The sequence below is a fragment of the Umezawaea sp. genome (genome assembly GCF_057122925.1).
This window is the reverse complement of record NZ_DBNGPQ010000181.1, coordinates 22074-41039: the sequence shown is the minus strand read 5'-3', so window position 1 is coordinate 41039 and position 18966 is coordinate 22074. Positions and strand designations below refer to the sequence as shown.

Annotated in this window: 21 protein-coding genes; 16 read left to right on the top strand and 5 right to left on the bottom strand. The window is 72.0% G+C overall.

Annotated elements, in window-relative coordinates; genetic code table 11:
- A partial coding sequence (locus AC156L_RS40700; protein WP_330875964.1) for a sodium:solute symporter family protein occupies positions 1–1575 on the bottom strand: 1575 nt, incomplete at its 3' end.
- A gap of 212 nt (positions 1576–1787) precedes the next feature.
- On the opposite strand from AC156L_RS40700, the gene AC156L_RS40695 reads away from it, so the two are divergent.
- From AC156L_RS40695 to AC156L_RS40685, 3 genes are all read left to right on the top strand, one after another.
- The gene (locus tag AC156L_RS40695) at positions 1788–2843 is read left to right on the top strand and encodes a hypothetical protein (RefSeq protein ID WP_330875965.1); all 1056 of its coding nucleotides are present in this window, start codon (positions 1788–1790) and stop codon (positions 2841–2843) included.
- A gap of 48 nt (positions 2844–2891) precedes the next feature.
- Positions 2892–3095 (top strand): hypothetical protein, encoded by a 204-nt coding sequence (locus tag AC156L_RS40690; protein WP_330875966.1) that lies wholly within the window; start codon positions 2892–2894, stop codon positions 3093–3095.
- A gap of 152 nt (positions 3096–3247) precedes the next feature.
- Positions 3248–3919 (top strand): TetR/AcrR family transcriptional regulator, encoded by a 672-nt coding sequence (locus AC156L_RS40685; protein ID WP_330875967.1) that lies wholly within the window; start codon positions 3248–3250, stop codon positions 3917–3919.
- A gap of 40 nt (positions 3920–3959) precedes the next feature.
- On the opposite strand, the gene nucS is transcribed toward AC156L_RS40685, so the two are convergent.
- Positions 3960–4619, bottom strand: a complete 660-nt coding sequence (nucS, locus tag AC156L_RS40680) for an endonuclease NucS (protein WP_330875968.1) — start codon at positions 4617–4619, stop codon at positions 3960–3962.
- Positions 4620–4783: 164 nt separating this feature from the next.
- On the opposite strand from nucS, the gene AC156L_RS40675 reads away from it, so the two are divergent.
- The 4 genes from AC156L_RS40675 (at position 4784) to AC156L_RS40660 (ending at position 7907) form a co-directional block, all read left to right on the top strand.
- The gene (locus AC156L_RS40675; protein WP_330875969.1) at positions 4784–5320 is read left to right on the top strand and encodes an NUDIX hydrolase; all 537 of its coding nucleotides are present in this window, start codon (positions 4784–4786) and stop codon (positions 5318–5320) included.
- Positions 5317–5823, top strand: a complete 507-nt coding sequence (locus AC156L_RS40670) for a GNAT family N-acetyltransferase (protein WP_330875970.1) — start codon at positions 5317–5319, stop codon at positions 5821–5823. The genes AC156L_RS40675 and AC156L_RS40670 overlap by 4 nt, the downstream gene beginning before the upstream one ends.
- A gap of 96 nt (positions 5824–5919) precedes the next feature.
- The gene (locus AC156L_RS40665) at positions 5920–6603 is read left to right on the top strand and encodes a response regulator transcription factor (protein WP_330875971.1); all 684 of its coding nucleotides are present in this window, start codon (positions 5920–5922) and stop codon (positions 6601–6603) included.
- Positions 6603–7907 carry a sensor histidine kinase gene (locus tag AC156L_RS40660; protein ID WP_330875972.1) on the top strand — a complete coding sequence of 435 codons (1305 nt, stop codon included), beginning with the start codon at positions 6603–6605 and terminating at the stop codon, positions 7905–7907. The genes AC156L_RS40665 and AC156L_RS40660 overlap by 1 nt, the downstream gene beginning before the upstream one ends.
- Here AC156L_RS40660 and AC156L_RS40655 read toward each other — a convergent pair.
- The 3 genes from AC156L_RS40655 to AC156L_RS40645 are packed head-to-tail and all read right to left on the bottom strand — an operon-like array spanning position 7889 to position 10972.
- Positions 7889–8839: a LysR family transcriptional regulator gene (locus AC156L_RS40655; protein ID WP_330875973.1), complete on the bottom strand. Its 951-nt coding sequence runs from the start codon at positions 8837–8839 to the stop codon at positions 7889–7891. The two genes, AC156L_RS40660 and AC156L_RS40655, sit on opposite strands and share 19 nt — an antisense overlap.
- Positions 8840–8846: 7 nt before the next feature.
- Complete coding sequence (locus AC156L_RS40650) at positions 8847–10370, bottom strand: MFS transporter (RefSeq protein WP_330875974.1); 1524 nt, start codon at positions 10368–10370, stop codon at positions 8847–8849.
- Positions 10367–10972 carry a flavodoxin family protein gene (locus AC156L_RS40645; RefSeq protein ID WP_330875975.1) on the bottom strand — a complete coding sequence of 202 codons (606 nt, stop codon included), beginning with the start codon at positions 10970–10972 and terminating at the stop codon, positions 10367–10369. The genes AC156L_RS40650 and AC156L_RS40645 overlap by 4 nt, the downstream gene beginning before the upstream one ends.
- 287 nt (positions 10973–11259) lie before the next feature.
- Here AC156L_RS40645 and AC156L_RS40640 point away from each other — a divergent pair, with 287 nt between their 5' ends.
- The 9 genes from AC156L_RS40640 to AC156L_RS40600 are packed head-to-tail and all read left to right on the top strand — an operon-like array spanning position 11260 to position 18966.
- Complete coding sequence (locus AC156L_RS40640; RefSeq protein ID WP_330875976.1) at positions 11260–12069, top strand: 2-amino-3,7-dideoxy-D-threo-hept-6-ulosonate synthase; 810 nt, start codon at positions 11260–11262, stop codon at positions 12067–12069.
- Complete coding sequence (locus tag AC156L_RS40635; RefSeq protein WP_330875977.1) at positions 12066–13160, top strand: 3-dehydroquinate synthase II; 1095 nt, start codon at positions 12066–12068, stop codon at positions 13158–13160. Before AC156L_RS40640 ends, AC156L_RS40635 begins: the two co-directional genes overlap by 4 nt.
- Positions 13160–14548 carry a class I adenylate-forming enzyme family protein gene (locus AC156L_RS40630; protein WP_330875978.1) on the top strand — a complete coding sequence of 463 codons (1389 nt, stop codon included), beginning with the start codon at positions 13160–13162 and terminating at the stop codon, positions 14546–14548. Before AC156L_RS40635 ends, AC156L_RS40630 begins: the two co-directional genes overlap by 1 nt.
- A gap of 26 nt (positions 14549–14574) precedes the next feature.
- Entirely contained in the window at positions 14575–14844 is a 270-nt protein-coding gene (locus AC156L_RS40625) for an acyl carrier protein (RefSeq protein ID WP_330875979.1), read from the top strand.
- Positions 14841–15107: a hypothetical protein gene (locus AC156L_RS40620; RefSeq protein ID WP_330875980.1), complete on the top strand. Its 267-nt coding sequence runs from the start codon at positions 14841–14843 to the stop codon at positions 15105–15107. Before AC156L_RS40625 ends, AC156L_RS40620 begins: the two co-directional genes overlap by 4 nt.
- Complete coding sequence (locus AC156L_RS40615) at positions 15100–16242, top strand: beta-ketoacyl-[acyl-carrier-protein] synthase family protein (RefSeq protein ID WP_330875981.1); 1143 nt, start codon at positions 15100–15102, stop codon at positions 16240–16242. Before AC156L_RS40620 ends, AC156L_RS40615 begins: the two co-directional genes overlap by 8 nt.
- Complete coding sequence (locus AC156L_RS40610; RefSeq protein WP_330875982.1) at positions 16239–16784, top strand: beta-ketoacyl synthase N-terminal-like domain-containing protein; 546 nt, start codon at positions 16239–16241, stop codon at positions 16782–16784. Before AC156L_RS40615 ends, AC156L_RS40610 begins: the two co-directional genes overlap by 4 nt.
- Positions 16781–18448, top strand: a complete 1668-nt coding sequence (locus AC156L_RS40605) for a class I adenylate-forming enzyme family protein (protein ID WP_330875983.1) — start codon at positions 16781–16783, stop codon at positions 18446–18448. Before AC156L_RS40610 ends, AC156L_RS40605 begins: the two co-directional genes overlap by 4 nt.
- Complete coding sequence (locus tag AC156L_RS40600) at positions 18445–18966, top strand: hypothetical protein (protein ID WP_330875984.1); 522 nt, start codon at positions 18445–18447, stop codon at positions 18964–18966. Before AC156L_RS40605 ends, AC156L_RS40600 begins: the two co-directional genes overlap by 4 nt.

The window sequence follows — 18966 nt, the reverse complement described above, 5'->3', positions numbered from 1 at the left end:
GTCCGACTTGGGCGTCAGGCTGTAGACCAGCCCGACCAGCCGTTCCTCCGGCACCGGCCGGGTGAACGACGTCACGACCACGCTGACCACGATGTCGACCGCGAACGCCACCCCGGCGCCGAGGAAGCTGGCGCCCTGGCCCGGCAGGTCGAGCACGCCCGTCTCCGCGAGCACGAACACCGCGACCGCCGCGACCGTGCCCGCGACCAGGCCGGCCCAACCGGCCGCCGCCGACATCCGCTTCCAGAACATGGCCAGGATGAACGTGGCGAACAGCGGCGCGTTGAAGAACGAGAACAGCGCCTGGATGTAGTCCATGATGTTGCCGTAGCCCGACGCGATGAACGCCGTGCCGATCGCGATGATCGTGCCGCCGATCGTCGCGAGGCGGCCGACCCGCAGGTAGTACTCGTCCGGCCGGTCCTTCTTGACGTAGTCCTGCCATAGGTCGTAGGTGAAGACCGTGTTGAACGAGCTGACGTTCGCGGCCACACCGGCCATGAACGACGCCAGCAGACCGGTGATCGCGATGCCGAGCATGCCGTTGGGCAGCAGCTCGCGGATGAGCAGCGGCAGCGTCTCGTTGTAGGTGATGCCGCCGGAGTCGCCGCCCTCGTTGAGCGCCTGCACCTGCGGGATCACCACGGCGGCGATCATGCCGGGGATGATGATGACGAACGGGATCAGCGCCTTGGGGAACGCGCCGATGATCGGCGTGCGCCGCGCGGCCGACATGCTCTTCGCCGACAGCGCCCGCTGGACCTCGGCGAAGTTCGTCGTCCAGTAGCCGAACGAGAGCACGAAGCCGAGGCCGAACACGATGCCGATCACGCTGAGCACCGGGTTCGAGATGCCGGTCAGCTCGGTCGCGGGCCAGGCGCCCAGCTCCTCACCGGCGCCCTTCGCGGTCAGCTTGTCGACCAGCCCGTTCCAGCCGCCGACCTTGTGCAGGCCGACGATCGTCAGCGGCAGCAGGGCCGCGACGATCACGAAGAACTGGAGCACCTCGTTGTAGATCGCGGCCGACAGACCGCCGAGGGTGGTGTAGGTCAGCACGACCAGCGCGGCGATCACGATCGACAGCGGGATCGGCCAGCCGAGCAGCAGGTTCAGCAGCAGCGCCAGCGCGTAGAGGTTGACGCCCGCGATCAGCACCTGGGCGAGCGCGAAGCTCAGCGCGTTGACGAGGTGGGCGCCGGTGCCGAAGCGGCGGCGCAGGAACTCGGGGACGCTGCGGACCTTCGAGCCGTAGTAGAACGGCATCATCACCAGGCCGAGGAAGACCATGGCCGGGATCGCGCCGATCCAGTAGTAGTGCACGGTCGGCAGGCCGTACTGCGCGCCGTTCGCCGCCATGCCCAGCAGCTCGATCGCGCCGAGGTTGGCCGAGATGAACGCCAGGCCCGTCACCCACGCGGGTAGCGAACGGCCGGAGAGCAGGAAGTCCAGGCTCGTCGAGACGGAGCGTCTCGCCATCACACCGATGCCCAGGACCACCGCGAAGTAGATGACCAGCAGGATGTAGTCGAGCGGATTCGCGTCCAGCCGAAGATCCGCCTGAGCCAGCACGGGCACCAGGGCCCACCTCCCCGAACGAGCCAACCAAACCAACAAACTCACACAAAAAGCATCAGGAGTGGACGCTACCGCAGAGCGTTGCCACTGCCTCGACCGGACGCTAGTTCACCTCGGACCTGCGCGCTGATCAGTGATCGCCCAGTCGGGATTTGAACGCGACACCGCACATCCCCGTACTTCCCGTCGTAGCCAACGCACAGTGACGTGAGGTGATCGATGTGCCCCTCCTGACCGCGAACGGTGCCGCGTACTCGGCACGGGAACTGACCCCGTGGGAACTGGACGAGTACACGAAGGGCGGTGGCTACGACGTCCGCTTCCTGATCCGGGGCATCGGCTACCCGGCGAGCCCGAAGTGCGTGAGCCACTACCCCGGCTCGCTCGACCGCCACCGCGCGGCGGGCCGGGTGGTGCTGCTGCGGCACCGCGTCGGGACCGACGACTTCGCGGGCGGCTGGGACGCGGGCCAGGCGCACGCCCGCGCGGCGCTCGCCGACGCGCGCATCGAGGGCTACCCCGAGAACCTGCCCCTGATCTTCACCTGCGACCGCAGGCTCGACGAGGTCGACCGCGACGAGATCCCCCTGTCCACCGCGCTGTCCTACCTGGACGGCGTCGCGGACGTCATCGGCTTCGACCGCACGTGGTGCTCCGGCTACGCCGACCTCGTGCACGTCGCCCAGGACATCGGCGCGGCGGCCGGGTTCGTGCTGCGCGGCCCGGAAACCGGTGTGCGCGACGGCATCGCGTTCCACCGCTCCGACGGCGAGCGCATCTTCCCCGGCCGGATCGAGGCCGACCTGCTCAAGGCGTACGTCGATCTCGACGCCTTCGAAGGAGACGACTTCCTGATGGGCTTGGAACCCTGGCAGCAGGAGCGCATGTACGACCGGATCATGTCGATGAGCGCGGGCGTGCCCGGCGAGAGCTTCAACGGCCGCCAGTTCGAGCACCACGAGCAGCGCCTCACCACGATCGACCACAAGCTCGACGTCATCGGCGGGGTGCTGACCAGGCTCGCGATGCGCGACGGCGGCCTCGACCTCACCGACGAGGAGACGGCGATGCTCGCGTCCCGGCTCGGCTCGCCGACGACGTCGGACCTCGGCGACCTGGCCGACCACCTCTCCGCGCACCTGGACCTGGGGCGCGACACCGTGTACCGGGTCCTGGAGGAGCTGTACCAGCCGTCGACCGTGCGCGTCGTGAAGCACGGCCGCACCCCGGCGCACGCCGCCGACGACCTGTCCGGGCAGGCGTCCTGAACGCCGGAGGGGCCATTCGAGTCGGGCCACTCGACGAGGTGAGGCGTCATGACGGCTTCCTGGGTGATCTCGGCGCTGCTGGTCGCGGCGGCGGCAGCGGCGGCGGCGGCGCTGAGCCGCCGCCTGCACCGAAGACGGGTACGGCGGCGGACCGTGGCCAGGGTCCGCAAGGCCGTCGGGAAGTGGCTGCGCCCCCTGCCGGTCCGCCGGTACCTGCTGGACCCCGAACGTCAACGAGCCAGAGCGAGCTGAACCGCCCGACCAGGGAACGGAGGTCGTCGACCGCGATGTTGCAGATCCGGACGCCAGTCCAGGACAAGCCTCTCCCCCCGCACCACCCAGCACCGGAGGACCGCACCGGCCGACAGTTTGGACGGGACATGACCGCAGGCCCACGAGAGCGCTTGATCGACAGCACCATCGCCCTGATCCGCAGGAGGGGTGTCCACGCCACCGGCCTGACCGACCTGCTCAGCCACAGCTCCACCGCGAGGCAGTCCATCTACCAGCACTTCCCCGGCGGCAAGGCGGAACTGGTCGAGCAGGCCACGAAGGAGGCCGGGCGCCAGATGGTGGCCCTGCTGGACACCTTCGACGACAACCCGGTCGACATGGTCGACGGCCTCGTCACCTGGTGGGAGCACGAGCTCAACACCTCGGACCACACGTCGGGCTGCCCCGTGCTCGCCGCGGCCCTCGCCCCGTCGCCCGCGGCGGGCCGGGTGTTCGCCGCGTGGGAGAGCCGCTTCACCGGCGTGCTGGTGCGGGCGGGCCTGCCGCAGCCCGCGGCGGCGTCGCTGGCCACGTTCACCCTGAGCGCGCTGGAGGGCGCCATCGTCCTGTCGCGGGCGGCGTCGTCCACCCGCCCGCTGGACGACGTGCGCACCCAGCTGACGATGCTGCTCAGGGCCCAGCTGCCCGCGCGACGGCCGGACCAGGCGCCGCGGCCCCCGGAACCGACCCCGATGCGCACCCCGCAGGCCTGGTCACCGCCGTCGGCGACCCCGAGGCCGACCCCGCCGAGCCACCAGCACGCGGTCGACGCCAGGAGCGGCTGGAACGGCTACCGCGGATGAGCCGGCGACCCGCCCCCGGCACCGGGGGCGGGCTCGACGATCAGAACAGCCGGAACTCGTCCGACTCGATGCCGCGCAGCGCGTCGTAGTCGAGGATCACGCACCGGATCCCCCGGTCCTCCGCCAGCACGCGCGCCTGCGGCTTGATCTGCTGCGCCGCGAAGATCCCCCGCACGGGTGCCAGCAGCGGGTCCCGGTTCAGCAGCTCCAGGTACCGGGTCAGCTGCTCGACGCCGTCGATCTCGCCGCGCCGCTTGATCTCCACGGCGACGGACACGCCCTTCTCGTCCCGGCACATCAGGTCCACGGGGCCGATGGGGGTGGGGAACTCGCGGCGGACCAGCGACCAGCCCTCGCCGAGCGTCTGCACGTGCTCGGCCAGCAGCTTCTGCAGGTCCGACTCGACCCCGTCCTTCACCAGGCCGGGCTCGGGACCCAGTTCGTGCTTCGAGTCGTGCATCACCTCTTCCAAGGTGATGATCAGCTTCTCGCCCGCCTTGTTCTGGACGATCCACATCCCGGGGTCCTCGATGAGCCAGCACGGGGGGCTCATCCAGTTCAGCGGCTTGAAGGCGCGGTCATCCGAGTGGATGGACACGGACCCGTCCGCCTTGATCAGCAGGAGTCGGTTGGCCATCGGCAGATGAGCGGTGAGCCTGCCGACGTAGTCGACCTGGCAGCGAGCGATGACGAGACGCACCCGCGACAGGCTACGGGGTGCCACGGGAGATCCACAGCCAGGTACCGTCGCTCGCCGTACCGGCCCCCGGACCGCTGCCGCCCGCCGAGCCCGCGCGGCGCGGACCTGGTGGTGTACTTCGGCTACGGGCGTCGGCGGTCGGCGCAGGCAAGGGGAGTGTGAACGTGGACTCGCTCGGATCGCGTCAGGTGTACGCGAACGCGTGGATGACCGTGCGGGAGGACCCGATCCGCCGCGCGGACGGCAGCACCGGCATCTACGGAGTGGTGGACAAACCGGACTTCGCGCTGGTCATCCCGCTGGACGGCGAACGGGTGAGGCTGGTCGAGCAGTACCGGTACCCGATCGGGATGCGGCGCTGGGAGTTCCCGCAGGGCACCGCGCCGGACCGGGCCGAGGAGTCGCCCGCGGTGCTGGCGGAGCGCGAGCTGCGCGAGGAGACCGGTCTGCGGGCCGGGGAGATGGTCGAGCTGGGCGTCCTGGACGTGGCCCCCGGCATGACGAGCCAGCGCGGCAGGGTGTTCCTCGCCACCCGGCTCGTCGAGGGCTTCCACGAGCGGGAGCACGAGGAGCAGGACATGCGCTCGGCGTGGTTCGCGCGGGGCGAGTTCGAGGCGATGATCACCCGCGGCGAGATCACCGACGCGCAGTCGATCGCGGCGTACACGATGCTGCTGCTGCACGAGCACTCCCAGCCGTGATCACGCGGGTCACGGCGGACGTGCCGTCCGGCGAACTCGCCGACGTCCTGCTGGACGCGGTCGGGGGCGGCGCGTCCGTCGGCTTCCTGGCGGGCCTGGAGCGCGCGGCGGCCGTCGAGTGGTGGTCGGGCCTGGCGCCCGCCGTCGCGGACGGCACGCTGCTGCTGTGGACCGCGCGGGTCGACGGCCGGGTCGTCGGCACCGTCCAGGTCCGGCTGGCGACGATGCCGAACGCGCGCCACCGCGCGGAACTGGCGAAACTGCTGGTGCACCGGTCCGCGCGCGGCCGGGGGATCGGTCGCGCGCTGATGGGCGCCGCCGAGCGCGGCGCGGCCGACGCGGGCGTCACGCTGCTGGTGCTGGACACCGAGACCGGCAGCCCCGCCGAGGGGATGTACACCTCGCTGGGGTGGACGACCGTCGGCGTGATCCCGGACTTCGCGCTCGATCCCGAAGGGAAACTCGCGCCCACGACCGTCCTGTACAAGGTGGTCACCGGGTAAGCGCAGGTACGCCGGTCGTCGCGGTCCGTATTACCACCGCGACGCCGAGTGAGATAGGGGCTGTGGGCGCGGCGCGGAACTGCCACAGTGGTCAGCGTGCCAAACCCCGCTGAGGCGCCGGAGCCGATCCGACTGCTCGTCGTCGAGGACGACCAGGAGACGGCGGCCATGCTGGCCGAGCTGTTCGCGAGCGAGGGCTACGAGGTCGACGTGGCGCTGGACGGGCAGCAGGGGCTGCACCTCGCGCTGAGCCGCAAGCCGGACATCATGGTGCTGGACCGGGGCCTGCCCGCGATCGACGGCCTCGACCTGATGGTCCGGCTGCGGCGGGTCGGCGTGACCGCGAAGATCCTGGTGCTGACCGGTCGCGGCGAGGTCGCCGAACGGGTGCGCGGGCTGAACGCCGGGGCGGACGACTACCTCGGCAAGCCGTTCGACCTGGACGAGCTGATCGCCAGGGTGCGGGCGCTGCACCGAAGACACCTGGAGCACACGGACCTGCTCCCGCTCGGCCAGGGCCACCTCGACCTGCGGCACCGCGAGGTGCTCACGTCGCGGGGTGGCGTGGTCAAGCTCTCCGCGCGCGAGTGCGAGCTGCTGCGCACCCTCGCCGTCGCCCCCAACGCCATCTGCCGCCGGACGGACCTGCGCACGCAGGTGTTCCCGGAAGCCACCTCGGAGTCCATAGTGGACACATATGTGCACTACCTGCGCCGCAAGCTCGGGCGCGAGGCCATCCGCACCGTGCACGGTCTCGGCTACCGCGCGGGGTCGGTCTGATGACCGTGATCACGCCGGAACGCGCCGCGCTCGGCAGGGCCCGCTGGTCGCTCACCGCTCGGCTCACGCTGCTGACCACGGTGATCGTGCTGCTCGTCGAGTGCGTCATCTTCCTCGTCACCGCGAACATGCGCGAGAACGACACCCGCCGCGACCTGCTGTGGACGGTGGCGCACTCGTCGCTGTCCAGCCCGCCCGCGTGCACCTGGCTGGTCGTCGAGCGCGACGGCGTGGTGGCCGGGACGCCCGGTCTGCCCGCGGGCTTCCCGCTCGTGGAGAGCCTGCGCGACGCCGACGTGCCGCGCTTCGAGGAGGTCGACCGCGACGGGCAGCACTACAGCGTGCTCACCCAGCGGCGGGGCGACGAGGTCGTGCAGGTCGTCTACGACGAGCGGTTCCACCTGATGGAGCGGCGGAACCTGCTGGTCGCGTTCGGCGTCGCGCTGCTCATGACCGCGCTGGCGGTCGCCGCGGGCGTGGCGACGGCCAGCCGGTTCCTGTGCGAGAGGGCGATAGCGCCGTTGAACGAGGCGCTGGCCCGGCAGCGGCGGTTCGTCGCCGACGCGAGCCACGAGCTGCGCGCGCCGCTGACCCAGCTGCACACCCGCGCGCAGCTGCTGGCGCGCAAGGCGGACGCGCTGGAGTGCCCGGAGGCGCTGGCGACCGAGATGAGACGACTGGTCAACGGCACCCGCCAGCTCGGGGACGTGGTCGACGACATCCTCCGCTCGGCCCTCTCGGGCGAGCAGCCGCGGACGGACGTGGTCGACCTGGCCGAGGTGGCCGACGAGGTGGTCGCGGCGGAGGACGCGAGGGCCGCCGACACGGGTCTGGTGCTGGAGGTGCTGCGCGGGCCGGGCCAGTTCCTGGTGCCCGGCGCGGAATCCGCGCTGCGCCGCGTGGTGACCGCCCTGGTGGACAACGCGATCGGCCACACACCGCCGGGCGGCACCGTCGTGGTGGCGCTGGAGGCGCCGACCGCGGCCGTGGTCCGGCTGTCGGTGCGCGACAGCGGGGTCGGCTTCGACCAGGCGGACGGGCGGTCGCTGTTCGAGCGCCTGCACCGCGGCACGGCCGGGCGCGGTCAGCGGTTCGGCATCGGCCTGTCGCTCGTGCGCGAGGTCGTGGAGGCCCACGACGGCACGGTGACCGCCGTGGGCGAACCCGGCGCGGGCGCGGTGTTCACCGTGGACCTGCCCGCCGTGCAACCCGCGATCCCGCTGCCCCGCGGCGAGTCCGCCTCGGCGGCGCGCGCGGCCCTGTACTGGGCCAGGGGTGCGGGGCTTCACATCGCCCGGCGGTAGTCGACGACCCGGAACGGCGGCACGGGCCGCCGGGCGCGGAAGCGCTCGTCCGAGGCGGAGGTGACGAGTTCGGCGGCGATGGTGGCCAGCGGCGACCCGAGCTGCCACGCCAGCATCGTCCGGCACCACAGGGGTTCGTCGGTCAGGTGGCGGAACACGACACCGGGCACCGGACCGGTGCTCGTCGGGAACAGGCCGACGGTGGTACCGGAGCCCACGATGGTGGCCGCGGTGCCGTGGTCGGTGCCGAAGTGGCGGAACCGGGGCGCGAACCCGGCGCGCTCGCACGCCGTCCGCAGGCTGTGCCGGAGCCCGCCCGCCTTGTCGGTCGGCGCGATCCAGTCGTACTCGGCGAGGTGCGCGAGCCGGAGCCGGTCGCGCCCCGCCTCGGGGTGGTCGACGTGCAGGCCGACCAGCAGCGGTTCGACGCCGAGGTCGCGGACGACGAGCCGGTGCGGGCGGGGCGCCGGCGCGTCGGGGTACTCGGTGATCACCGCGAGGTCGAGCCGGGCCGTGCGCACGAGTTCCACGACGGCGTCGGAGTTCGCCTCCACGTAGGTGACCTGCTCGTGCTCCGGCAGCAGCCCGCGCAGCGCCGCCGCGACGGTCGAGATCCACGGGCTGTCCACCCCGCCCAGCCGCACCACGGCGCCGGAACCCCCGCTGTGCGCGCGGGTCCGCGCCGACGCGATGAGGTCGTCGAACCTGGCGATCAGCACCCGCGCGCCGAGCAGGACGTGGGTGCCCAGCTCGGTCGGCTCCACCCCGTGCGGGCGCCGGACGAACAGCGGCGCACCGAGTTCGCGCTCGATCCGGCCCAGCTGCGCGGTGAGGCCGGACTGGGCGATCCGCAACGCGGCGGCGGCCCGGCTGATGCTGCCCGCCTCGGCCACCGCGACGACGACCTGAAGATGCCGAAGTCCCAACTCCATGACGCCCTCACCTGTCCGGTCGGAAACACCTGATGACGAACGCGACCCCGACCAGGGACAGCAGCGTCGCCCAGATCGAGGAGGTGTACATCGCTTGCAGGAACGCGTGGTCCGCGGCGTCGACGAGCCACGGCTCGCGCACGGCGGCGGCCACGGCCCTGGCGCCCTGCGCCGATTCCCCGGCCTGGTCGCGGACGGCGTCCGGCAGCCGCGGCAGCGCGGGCGCGATCTCCCGGTGGTAGCTCGCGGTCAGCACCGAGCCGAGCACGGCGGTGCCGAGCGCGCCGCCGACCTGCCGCACGGCGCTGTTGATCGCCGAGCCCGCGCCCACCACGCGGGGCGGCAGGACGGCCATCATCGCGGTGGTGATCGGCGCGCTGATCAGACCCATGCCGAAGCCCTGCACCAGGAGCACCACCACCAGCAGCGGGATGGGCGTGCCGCGGTCGAACGCCAGGTAGCTCGCGAACGTGGCGATGGCCAGCAGCATCCCGCCGACCACCGTCCAGCGGACCGTGAGGTGGTCGGTGATCCGCGGTGACACCAGGTTGCCGACCACGATCCCGACGGCGGCGGCGACCATCACCAGGCCCGCGCCCAGCGGCGTCAGGCCGCGGATGCCCTGGAGGTAGAACGCGGTGGCGAACAGCTGGCCGGTGAGGCCGAAGAACGTGAACAGCAGCGCGGTGCTGCCGCCGGTGAACTGCCGCACGGCGAACAGCCCCACGTCGAAGCTCGGGTGCGCGGCGGAGCGCTGCACCAGCACGAACCAGGCCAGCAGCAGGACGCCGAGCACGAGCGGCACGAGCACGCCGACGGCCGCCCAGTCCGCGCGCTGGCCGCCCTCGATGATCCCGTAGACGAGGCTCCCCAGGCCCAGCACGGAGAGCACCAGGCCGAGCGGGTCCAGCGGTCGCCGGTCGGCGAAGCGCAGCCGTGGCACGAACAGCACCACACCCACCAGGCACGCGAGCACGATCGGCACGTTGATCAGGAACACCGAGCCCCACCAGAACCGGGCCAGCAGCGCACCGCCCAGCACCGGGCCCAGCGCGACGCCGAGGCCGCTGGCCGACGCCCACAGCGCGATGGCCCTGGACCGCTGGGCCTCCGACGTGGTGCGGACGATGATCGCCAGCGTGGCGGGCATGAGCAGCGCGCTGCCCAGCCCCATCAGGCCCCGCGTCGCGATCAGCTCCACGGCGCTGCGGCTGAACGCCGCCAGCGCGGACGCGACCGAGAACAGCAGCAGGCCCGCGAACAGGGTGGCGCGCGGGCCGTAGCGGTCGCCGAGCGCCCCGCCCGCGAACATCGCGGCGGCCAGCACCAGCGAGTACGAGCTGCTCGCCCAGGCCAGCTCCCCCGCGTTCGCGCCGAGGCCGCGCACCGGGTCGGCGAGCGTCTCCATCGCGATGTTCAGGATGGAGTTGTCCAGCCAGAGCAGCGTCTGGGCGGCGACCGCCACGGCGACGACCGCCCAGGTCCGCGTGCTCCTCCGCTGCTCCTCGGCGATGCCGGAAACCCTTTTCACAGTGCTAGCGCCCGCTTGCCCTCGACGACGATCCGCGCGTACGTGGCCACCCTTCGGCCCAGGTATTCGGCGGTGTCGAGATCGGCCTTGTGCATCAGTTCCGGTCCTTCATCGGTGTTGGACTGCGCGGCGACGCCGTGGGAGAAGCCCAGCCTGTTCAGGTCGTGTTCACTGCCTTTGGTGGAGTTCCAGCCGGAACGCAGGCCGAGGTTCACCCACACCATTCCGTGCTGGGCCGCGAAGGTCGTGAAGTATCCGAGCGTCCCGGACTTGTCCCCCGCCTTCGCGCCCGAGTTCGTGAAGCCCGCGGCCAGCTTGTCCTGCCAGCGGCGGGTCAGCCAGCGCCTGCTGCTGGCCTCGGCGAACCGGTGGAACGCGGCCGAAGCGGACCCCATGTACGTGGGGGCGCCGAAGATGACGGCGTCCGCGTCGTCGAGCTGGAACCACTGCTCAGGGGTGATCTCGTCGACCGCGATGGCCACGACGTCGGTGCCCTCGACCGCACCGGCGCCCCGCCGCACGGCCGCGGCGAGCTTGCCCGTGTGACCGCGCCCGTCGTGGCAGGCCACGACCAGGTGCACCGGACCCGTCGACTCGCCCAAGGCGACCTCCGCTCTCCGTCGGGACTGGGAACACCGTGAATCTGCCAGGAGAAAATGAGAAAGTTCTTAGAGCTCCGACACGTTTGCGAACCGTCCGAATGGCGGTACGCGCACTAGGCCTGTCCGGAGACGTAAACAGGGGTCGATTCGGGTGAACCGCCATAACTGCCGAGTTATCGGCAAGAGTTATTTGTCCGGCCTCAACGGCCGTCGCTAGCCTTGGCGACCAAGCGATTCCATTCACTTCCTTCGCTGAACCCAGTTTTCGAAAAGGAGGTGTAGACGGCATGACGAATACCGGGAAGCTATTCCGGATGCGCCGGTTGTCCTCGGCGAACGACGGAAGGCACCTGTTCGTCCCGTTGGACCACAGCGTCTCCGACGGCCCGGTCGTGCCCCACGACCGGTGGCACGACCTGCTCCGCGACCTCGTGGAGGGCGGTGCCGACGCGATCATCGTCCACAAGGGACGAGCACGTCTGGTGCCACCGCGGATCCTGGCGGCGTGCGCGCTCGTGGTGCACCTCAGCGCGGGCACCGCCCACGCCGCGGACACCAACGCCAAGGTGCTCGTCGGCGACGCCGAGGACGCCCTGCGCCTGGGCGCCGACGCGGTCAGCGTGCACGTGAACATCGGCTCCGACACCGAGGAGCGGCAACTGGCCGACCTCGGCGCCGTGGCGACGGCGTGCGAGGCCTGGGGGCTGCCGCTGATCGCGATGATCTACCCGCGCGGCCCGCGGATCGTCGACCCGCACGACCCGGCGCTGCTCGCGCACGTGGTCAACATCGCCGCCGACCTCGGCGCGGACCTGGTGAAGACCTCGGTCACCCTGCCCGTGCGGCGGATGGCGGAGGTCGTGGCGAACTCGCCGGTCCCGGTGCTCGCGGCGGGCGGCCCGACCGACGGCTCCGACCTCGTCGCCTACGCCACCGAGCTGATGGCGGCGGGCTGCTCGGGCCTCGCCGTGGGGCGCAAGGTCTTCACCTCGCCCAACCCGGCGTCGCTGGTGGCCAGGCTGGCCGCCGTGGTGCACGCCCCGGAGCACCAGGCAGACCTCTCCCGAATCCCCTCGATGACGACAGGTGCTCTATGACGCTCGCTTGGATCGACCTCCGGACCGTGGCCCCCCAGCACGTGGAGGGCGTCGTGGACGCCGCCATCCACTCGCGGCTGCACGGCATCGTCTCCGACGACCCCGCCGCGCTGGCGACGCTCCCCCCGACCATCGCGAGCGTGCTGGTGGGCGCCGAGGACGAGGGGTTCACCGGCATCACCGCCACCGTCGTCGCGGACCAGGCCGAGCTGGACGCGCTCGTGCTGGCCACCGGCGACCGCGAGGACGTGGCCGCGTGGGTGGACGTGCACGACGACCGCACGCTGCAACTGGCCTGCGCCGCGGCCGTCGCGCTGCCCTACAGCGTGGTGCGGTTCGCCGACCCGACGAAGATCCCCCTGGAGATCGTGCTGGCGGCGGCCGACCGCGCGCCCGGCAAGCTGTTCACGGTCTGCGGCGACATCGAGGAAGCGTCGATCGTGGTCGACGTGCTGGAGCGCGGCTCCGAGGGCGTGATGCTGGCGCCGAAGGACGCGACCGAGGTGTTCGCGCTGAGCCGGATGCTGGAGGCGACGAGCCCGAAGCTGGAGCTGGCGACGCTGATCGTCGACCGGATCGAGCACCACGGCCTCGGCGACCGGGTGTGCGTCGACACCTGCACGCACTTCGAGGAGGACGAGGGCATCCTCGTCGGCTCGTTCTCGACCGGTTTCCTGTTGTCGTGCAGCGAGACCCACCCGCTGCCGTACATGCCGACCCGGCCGTTCCGGGTCAACGCGGGCGCGCTGCACTCCTACGTGCTCGGCCCGGAGAACCGGACGAACTACCTGAGCGAGCTGCACTCCGGCAGCACGGTCCTCGCGGTCAACTCCGAGGGCCGCACCCGCCGGGTCGTGGTCGGGCGCTCCAAGCTGGAGTCGCGTCCGCTGCTCAGCATCACCGCGCACTCCGTCGACGGCGTCGTGGTCAGCCTGACCGTGCAGGACGACTGGCACGTCCGGCTGCTCGGCCCCGGCGGCAAGGTCCGCAACGTGACCGAGCTGCGGCGGGGCGACGAGCTGCTCGGCTACCTGGCGACCGACCAGCGGCACGTGGGCATCCCGATCGGCGAATTCTGCAAGGAGAGCTGATGGGCGGCGGAATGCGGGTCCTCCTCGACGAGCTGTTCGAGGCGCATCCGGGTGAGAGGCCCTACCTCGTGCACGACGAGCGCGTGGTGGACCGGCAGGAGGTCCGCACGTCCGTCGCCGCGGAGGCCAAGGTGTTCAGCGGTTTCGGCATCGGTGACGGCTCCACGGTGCTCGTGCAGGTGCCGTCGAGCCGCACCCAGGTCGAGGTCGTGTTCGCGCTGTGGTCGCTGGGCGCGCAGGTCATGCTGGTCGACCACCGGCTCGCGCCCGCCGAGGTCGACGCGCTGCGCACGCTGTGCCGCCCGGAGTTCACCGTCCGGGCCACGGCGGGCGGGCGGTTCGCGATGGCGTTCCAGCCGACCTACGAGCTGGTGACCAAGCACCACCGCGACGGCGAGAAGGCCGCGACCGAGCACCGGCTGATCCAGTTCAGCTCCGGTTCGACGGGGCTGCCCAAGGTGATCGGCAGGACGCCCGCCTCGCTCGCGGCGGAGGTCGAGCGGTTCACCCTCGTGGAGGGGATGCCGAAGGCCGGGGAACGGGTGCTGCTGCTCAGCTCCACCGCGCACAGCTTCGGCCTGGTCGCCGGGTTGCTGCACTCGCTGGCGGCGGGCGCGGCGGCGGTGTTCACGCCGCGGCTGTCGGCCAAGGACGTGCTGGCCACGGCCGAGCGCCACGACGTGCACGCGATCTTCGGCACGCCGTTCCACTACGAACTGCTGACCACGGCGAAGACCGTTCCGGTGCTGCCGTCCCTGCGGGCGGCGGTGTCGGGCGGCGAGCTGATGCCGACCGGGGTCGCGGAGGCGTTCCGGGAGCGGTTCGGCGTAGGTCTCGGCGAGTCCTACGGCACGACCGAGACCGGCGTGATCGCGATGGACGTCAGCGGCGACCTGCGGCCCTCGGTGGGCAGGGCTGCGCCCGGCGTCGTGCTGCGGGTCGAGCAGGGCGAACTGGAGGTCGAGCTGCCGGAGGGCTCCCCGTACCTCCGGGGCTCCGATGTGGACAGGTACGCGGACGGCTGGCTCCGCACGCACGACCGGGCGTCGCAGGACGCCGGGGGCGCCGTCCGGCTGCACGGCCGCAGCGACTCGCTGGTGGTGATCGGCGGGCTCAAGGTCGACCTCCTGGAGGTCGAGTCCGTGCTGCGCCAACACCCCCGCGTCACCGACGTGGTCGTGGTCCACGCCGGGTCCATCGAGGCCTACGTGTCCGTCGACGAGGACGGCCCCGGCGCCGGGGAGCTCGTGGGCTGGTGCCGCGAGCGGCTGGCCGCCTACAAGGTGCCGAAGCTGGTCCGGGTCCTGCCCGCGCTGCCGCGCACGCCGAACGGGAAGTTGATCCGCCGCACGCAGACCCTGCGCGGCGCCGTGCCCGAACCGTCCTGAACTCCCAACACAGAAGGGGTTGGCCGATGCCGACGCTCGAGAACGAGATCCGCGACTTCATCGTCACCACGGTGGTCAAGGACATGAACCACCCGATCGCCCCCGACGAGGTCGACCTCGCGAGCCCGCTGGGCAGCGGCGGGATCGACCTGGACTCCCTGAGCCTGATCGAGCTGACCATGCGGCTGGAACGGCGGTTCAACGTGCAGTTCCCGGAGACCGACATCGAGCCGCTCGGCGCGATGACGCTGGGCGAGCTGGCCGCCGACATCGTGGAGCGGGGCGCCACGGCATGACCACACGGGTGGAGATCACGACGGCGGTGGTGAGGGAGCTGCTGTCCGATCCCAAGATCTTCCCGGAGCTGCCCGCCGACCTCGACGAGGACGCCGAGCTGGCGCTGGACTCGCTGGGGCTGGTGTGGTTCCTGCACCAGCTCGGCACGAGGTACGACCTGGTGATCGAGCCGGAGGACGAGCACCTCACGGAGTTCGGCTCGCTGCGCGGCATCACCGACTACCTCAACCGGGTGCGGGCGGGCGAGTCGCGCGATGGCTGAGGTGGTGGTGACCGGGTACGGCGTGCGGACGGCGTTCGGCCGGGGCGCCGACGCGCTCCGGCGCGGTGTCTTCGGCGGTGTGCCGTCGTTCGCGCCCACCACGCGGTTCGACACCGGCCCGTACCGGACGCCGTTCGCCGCCACCACCGGGACCGACGAGCCGGACTCGCAGCGGGACGCGCTCGGCGACTGCGTGGACGAGGCCGTGGAGATGGCCGGGTTCACCGCCCGCGACGACACGGCCGTGCTGGTCGGGACGTCGGGCGACTTCGCCGTGCTGACCCGGTTCTGGCGCGGTGAGGCGGGCGTCGACGTGGCCGACACCGTTCCCGCGCACCTGGTGGACCTGCTGGCGGCGCGGATCGGGGCGGCGGGGCAGCGGCTGGCGTTCACCAACGCCTGCGTCGCCTCGGCGTCGGCGGTCATCCACGCGTGCGGGCTGATCGCGTCCGGCAGGCTGGACTCGGCCGTCTGCGCGGGGGCCTACCTCGTCGAGGAGGAGGTCTTCGCGAAGTTCGACTCCGGGCGGGCCCTCTCGCGCGACGGCGTGGTCCGGCCGTTCAGCGCGGACCGCAGCGGGCTGCTGCTCGGCGACGGCGCGGCGGCCGTGGTCCTGGAGTCGGCGACGTCGGCTCGACGCCGGGGCGCGCGGCCACTGGCCACGGTGGTCGGGTGGGGCGCCGCGTCGGACGCCTTCCACGTCTCCAGGCCGCACCCCGGTGGCGCGGGGCTCGCGGCGGCCGCTCAGCGGGCTCTGCGCCGCTCGGGCGACCCGGACGGACTGCGGGTCGACTACGTGAACGCGCACGGCACCGCCACCAAGTTCAACGACCCGGCCGAGACCCGCGGTCTGCACGAGGTGTTCGGCGCGCGGGCCGACCAGGTGCCCGTCAGCTCGACCAAGAGCACGACCGGGCACCTGCTGGAGGCCGCCGGGATCGTGGAGTTCGTGATCACGCTGCTGGCGCTCACCGACGGCGTGCTGCCGCCGACCGCGAACTTCACCGGGGCCGACCCGTCCTGCGACCTCGACTACGTGCCCAACACCCCCCGCGACGCCGACGTCCGGCGCGCGATGAGCGTCAACGCGGCGTTCGGCGGGGCCAACACCGCACTCGTGCTGGAGCGCCCGTGACGACAGCCACCAGCGGATCCCCGGTGTCGGGGTTCATCGAGTCCGCGTTCAACCCGCTCGTGCACGAGGTGGCGAGCCGGTGCCTGACCGACCGGCCGGGCGACGGCACGCGGACGGCGATCGTGCTGGGCAGCACGATCGGCGACTCCACCACGACCGACCTGGCGAGCACGCTGCTGATCGGCGGCCAGGTGAGCAACCCGCTGCTGTTCATGCAGGCCACCGCTAATGCCGTCCTCGGCTACCTGAGCAAGGAGTTCGGCATCACCGGGCCGCTGGTCGCGCTGTCCGCGCTGACCGACCTCGGCTCCGCGCTGCTCGACACCGCGGCCCTCCTGCTGGACGACGAGGAGCTGGACCGGGTGCTCGTCGTCGGCGTCGAGCTGACCGGGAACGACCGCACCGCCGCGGCCTCCCTGGAACTGGGCCTGGACGTCCCCGCCGAGGACTTCGCGGTCGCGCTGCTGGTCGACCGCGACACCCCGCCCGGTGACACCGCCGGGTACGACCTCCGACGACTGGCTGGAAGGCCGACACCATGATCAGCAAGGCGGAACGCGCTCAGGTCCTGTCGGACGCGACGCTGGGCGCGGGCAACGTGATCCACCGGATGAAGGCCTACGGCCGTCCGATGGACGAGCAGGTCCTGTGGACCGACGGCACCTGGCGGGCACCCGACGGGAGCCACCCGACCGTGCTGACGCTCGGCGACCTGCACGCCGCCGTCGAGGTCTACGCGTCCTGGTTCCACGCGCGGGGCGTGCGCCCCCGCGACCCGGTCGCGATCCAGACGCGGTCGAGCACCGAGTTCGCGGTCAACTTCCTCGCGCTGACCTCGCTGGGCGCCATCCCGTCGTTCGTCAACGGCAACCTGCGCCCGGAGATCGCCCGCGAGTACGTCCGCCGCCAGGGCGCGGTCGGCGCGGTGGCCGACACCGAGCACCGGGCGACGCTCGCCGACGGCGACCTCGACCTCGGGTTCCTGGTCACCGCCGCGGACATCGGCCCCGCGGGCCCGCTGCCGGAGGGCTACCCGTACCGGCACCACTCGACCGACCCGATCATCATCTCGCACTCGTCGGGCACGACGGGGATGCCGAAGGCCGTGCCGCACACCCACGAAACCCTGCTGTACGCCCAGTTGCACCGGTTGAGGCTGTCGGTCGGCGGCGCGATGGGCAGGCTGCTGGTGGCGCTGCCGGGATCGCACAACGCGGCGGTGTCGGTGATGATGTTCGGCTTCCTGCTGCGCTCACCGGTGATGCTGCTCTCCAGCCAGCGCGGCGCCGACGTGCTCGACGCGGCCGAGGAGTTCCGCCCCACGACCATCTTCGCGTTCGCCGGGACGTACGGCGAGATGGCCGCGGAGGACCTGGCCGCGCGCGACCTGGACAGCGTCGAGGCCTGGTACAACACCGGCGACGCCGCGCACGAGGCGCACGTCCGCGCGCTGATCGCGCAGGGCAGCCACCTGGAGGTGGGCGAGGACTTCCAGCGGGTCCGCGTCCCCGGCTCGGTGTTCACCGACGGCCTCGGCTCGTCGGAGACCGGCTACTCGATCTTCCACAACGGGCACAAGCCCGGCAGCTCCCGGTACGGCCGCTGCATCGGCAAGCCGATCAGCTTCGCCGAGGCCGCGGTGCTGTCCGAGGACGGGCAGCCGCTGCCCGCGGGCGAGGTCGGCAGGCTGGGGGTGCGCTCCCCCACGCTGACGCCGGGCTACTGGAACGACTCCCTGACGTTCCACCGCCTGCGGCTCGGCGGCTACTGGCTGACCGGCGACCTGTCCGTGCGCGACGAGGAGGGCGACTTCTACCACCTCGACCGCGCGCCGGACGCGATCCGGACTGCGGAGGGCATGGTCTTCAGCACCCGCACCGAGGAGCTGCTGCTGGCCGAGCTGCCCGCGCTGGCCGACTGCACGGTCGTCGGCGTGGCGCCGGAGGGCGTGCGGGCCGACTGGGACGGCGACGGTGTCGCGGACGCCTACGTGCTGCTGCAACTCGCCGACCCCGGCGACGCGACCGACGAGGCGGAGTGGACGGAGCTGGTCAACGGGGCGTTGCGGGCCGCGGGTCTCCCACCGGTGACGAGGGCGCTGCGGATGGACGCGACCGACGTGATCAAGGGCGCCACCGGCAAGGTGCTCAAGCGGCTCATGCGCGAGCGGTTCCAGGAGCAGATCGCGGGCGGGGGACGGGGATGACGGCGGTCGAGGAGACCGACGCCACGACCCGCGCGGACGTCCTGGACGTCTACCGCGCGTGGTGGCTGCACGACGCCCGCTGGTACCAGGGCGTGGCGCGGAGGTTCGGGCACGCCGCCGCGAACGAGGTCAACGCCGAGGCGCTGCGGTACGTCGCCATGAGCATCGGCCGCAAGGTCCTGCGCCAGTTCGGCGGGAAGCCCGCGCGGGACCTGGACGAGCTGCGGCTGCGCTACGACGCCTGCGCGGACCGGACGTTCCCGTACGAGCTGCGGGACCTGCGGTGCGCCGTGGTCGACGACGACGCGGTCGAGGTGGTGATGCGGCAGAACTTCGCGGTCACCATGGTGCGGATGGCGGGATCGCTGGAGGGCTACGAGTGCCCGTGCACCGAGGTGCACGCCGGGTGGTCCGACGGACTGGGCGTGACGCTGGTGGAGAACTGCGCGACCGGGTGCCTGCGGCACGGCGACCCGGCGTGCAGGCTGCTGATGCGCGTCGCGCCGGAAGGGGGCTGA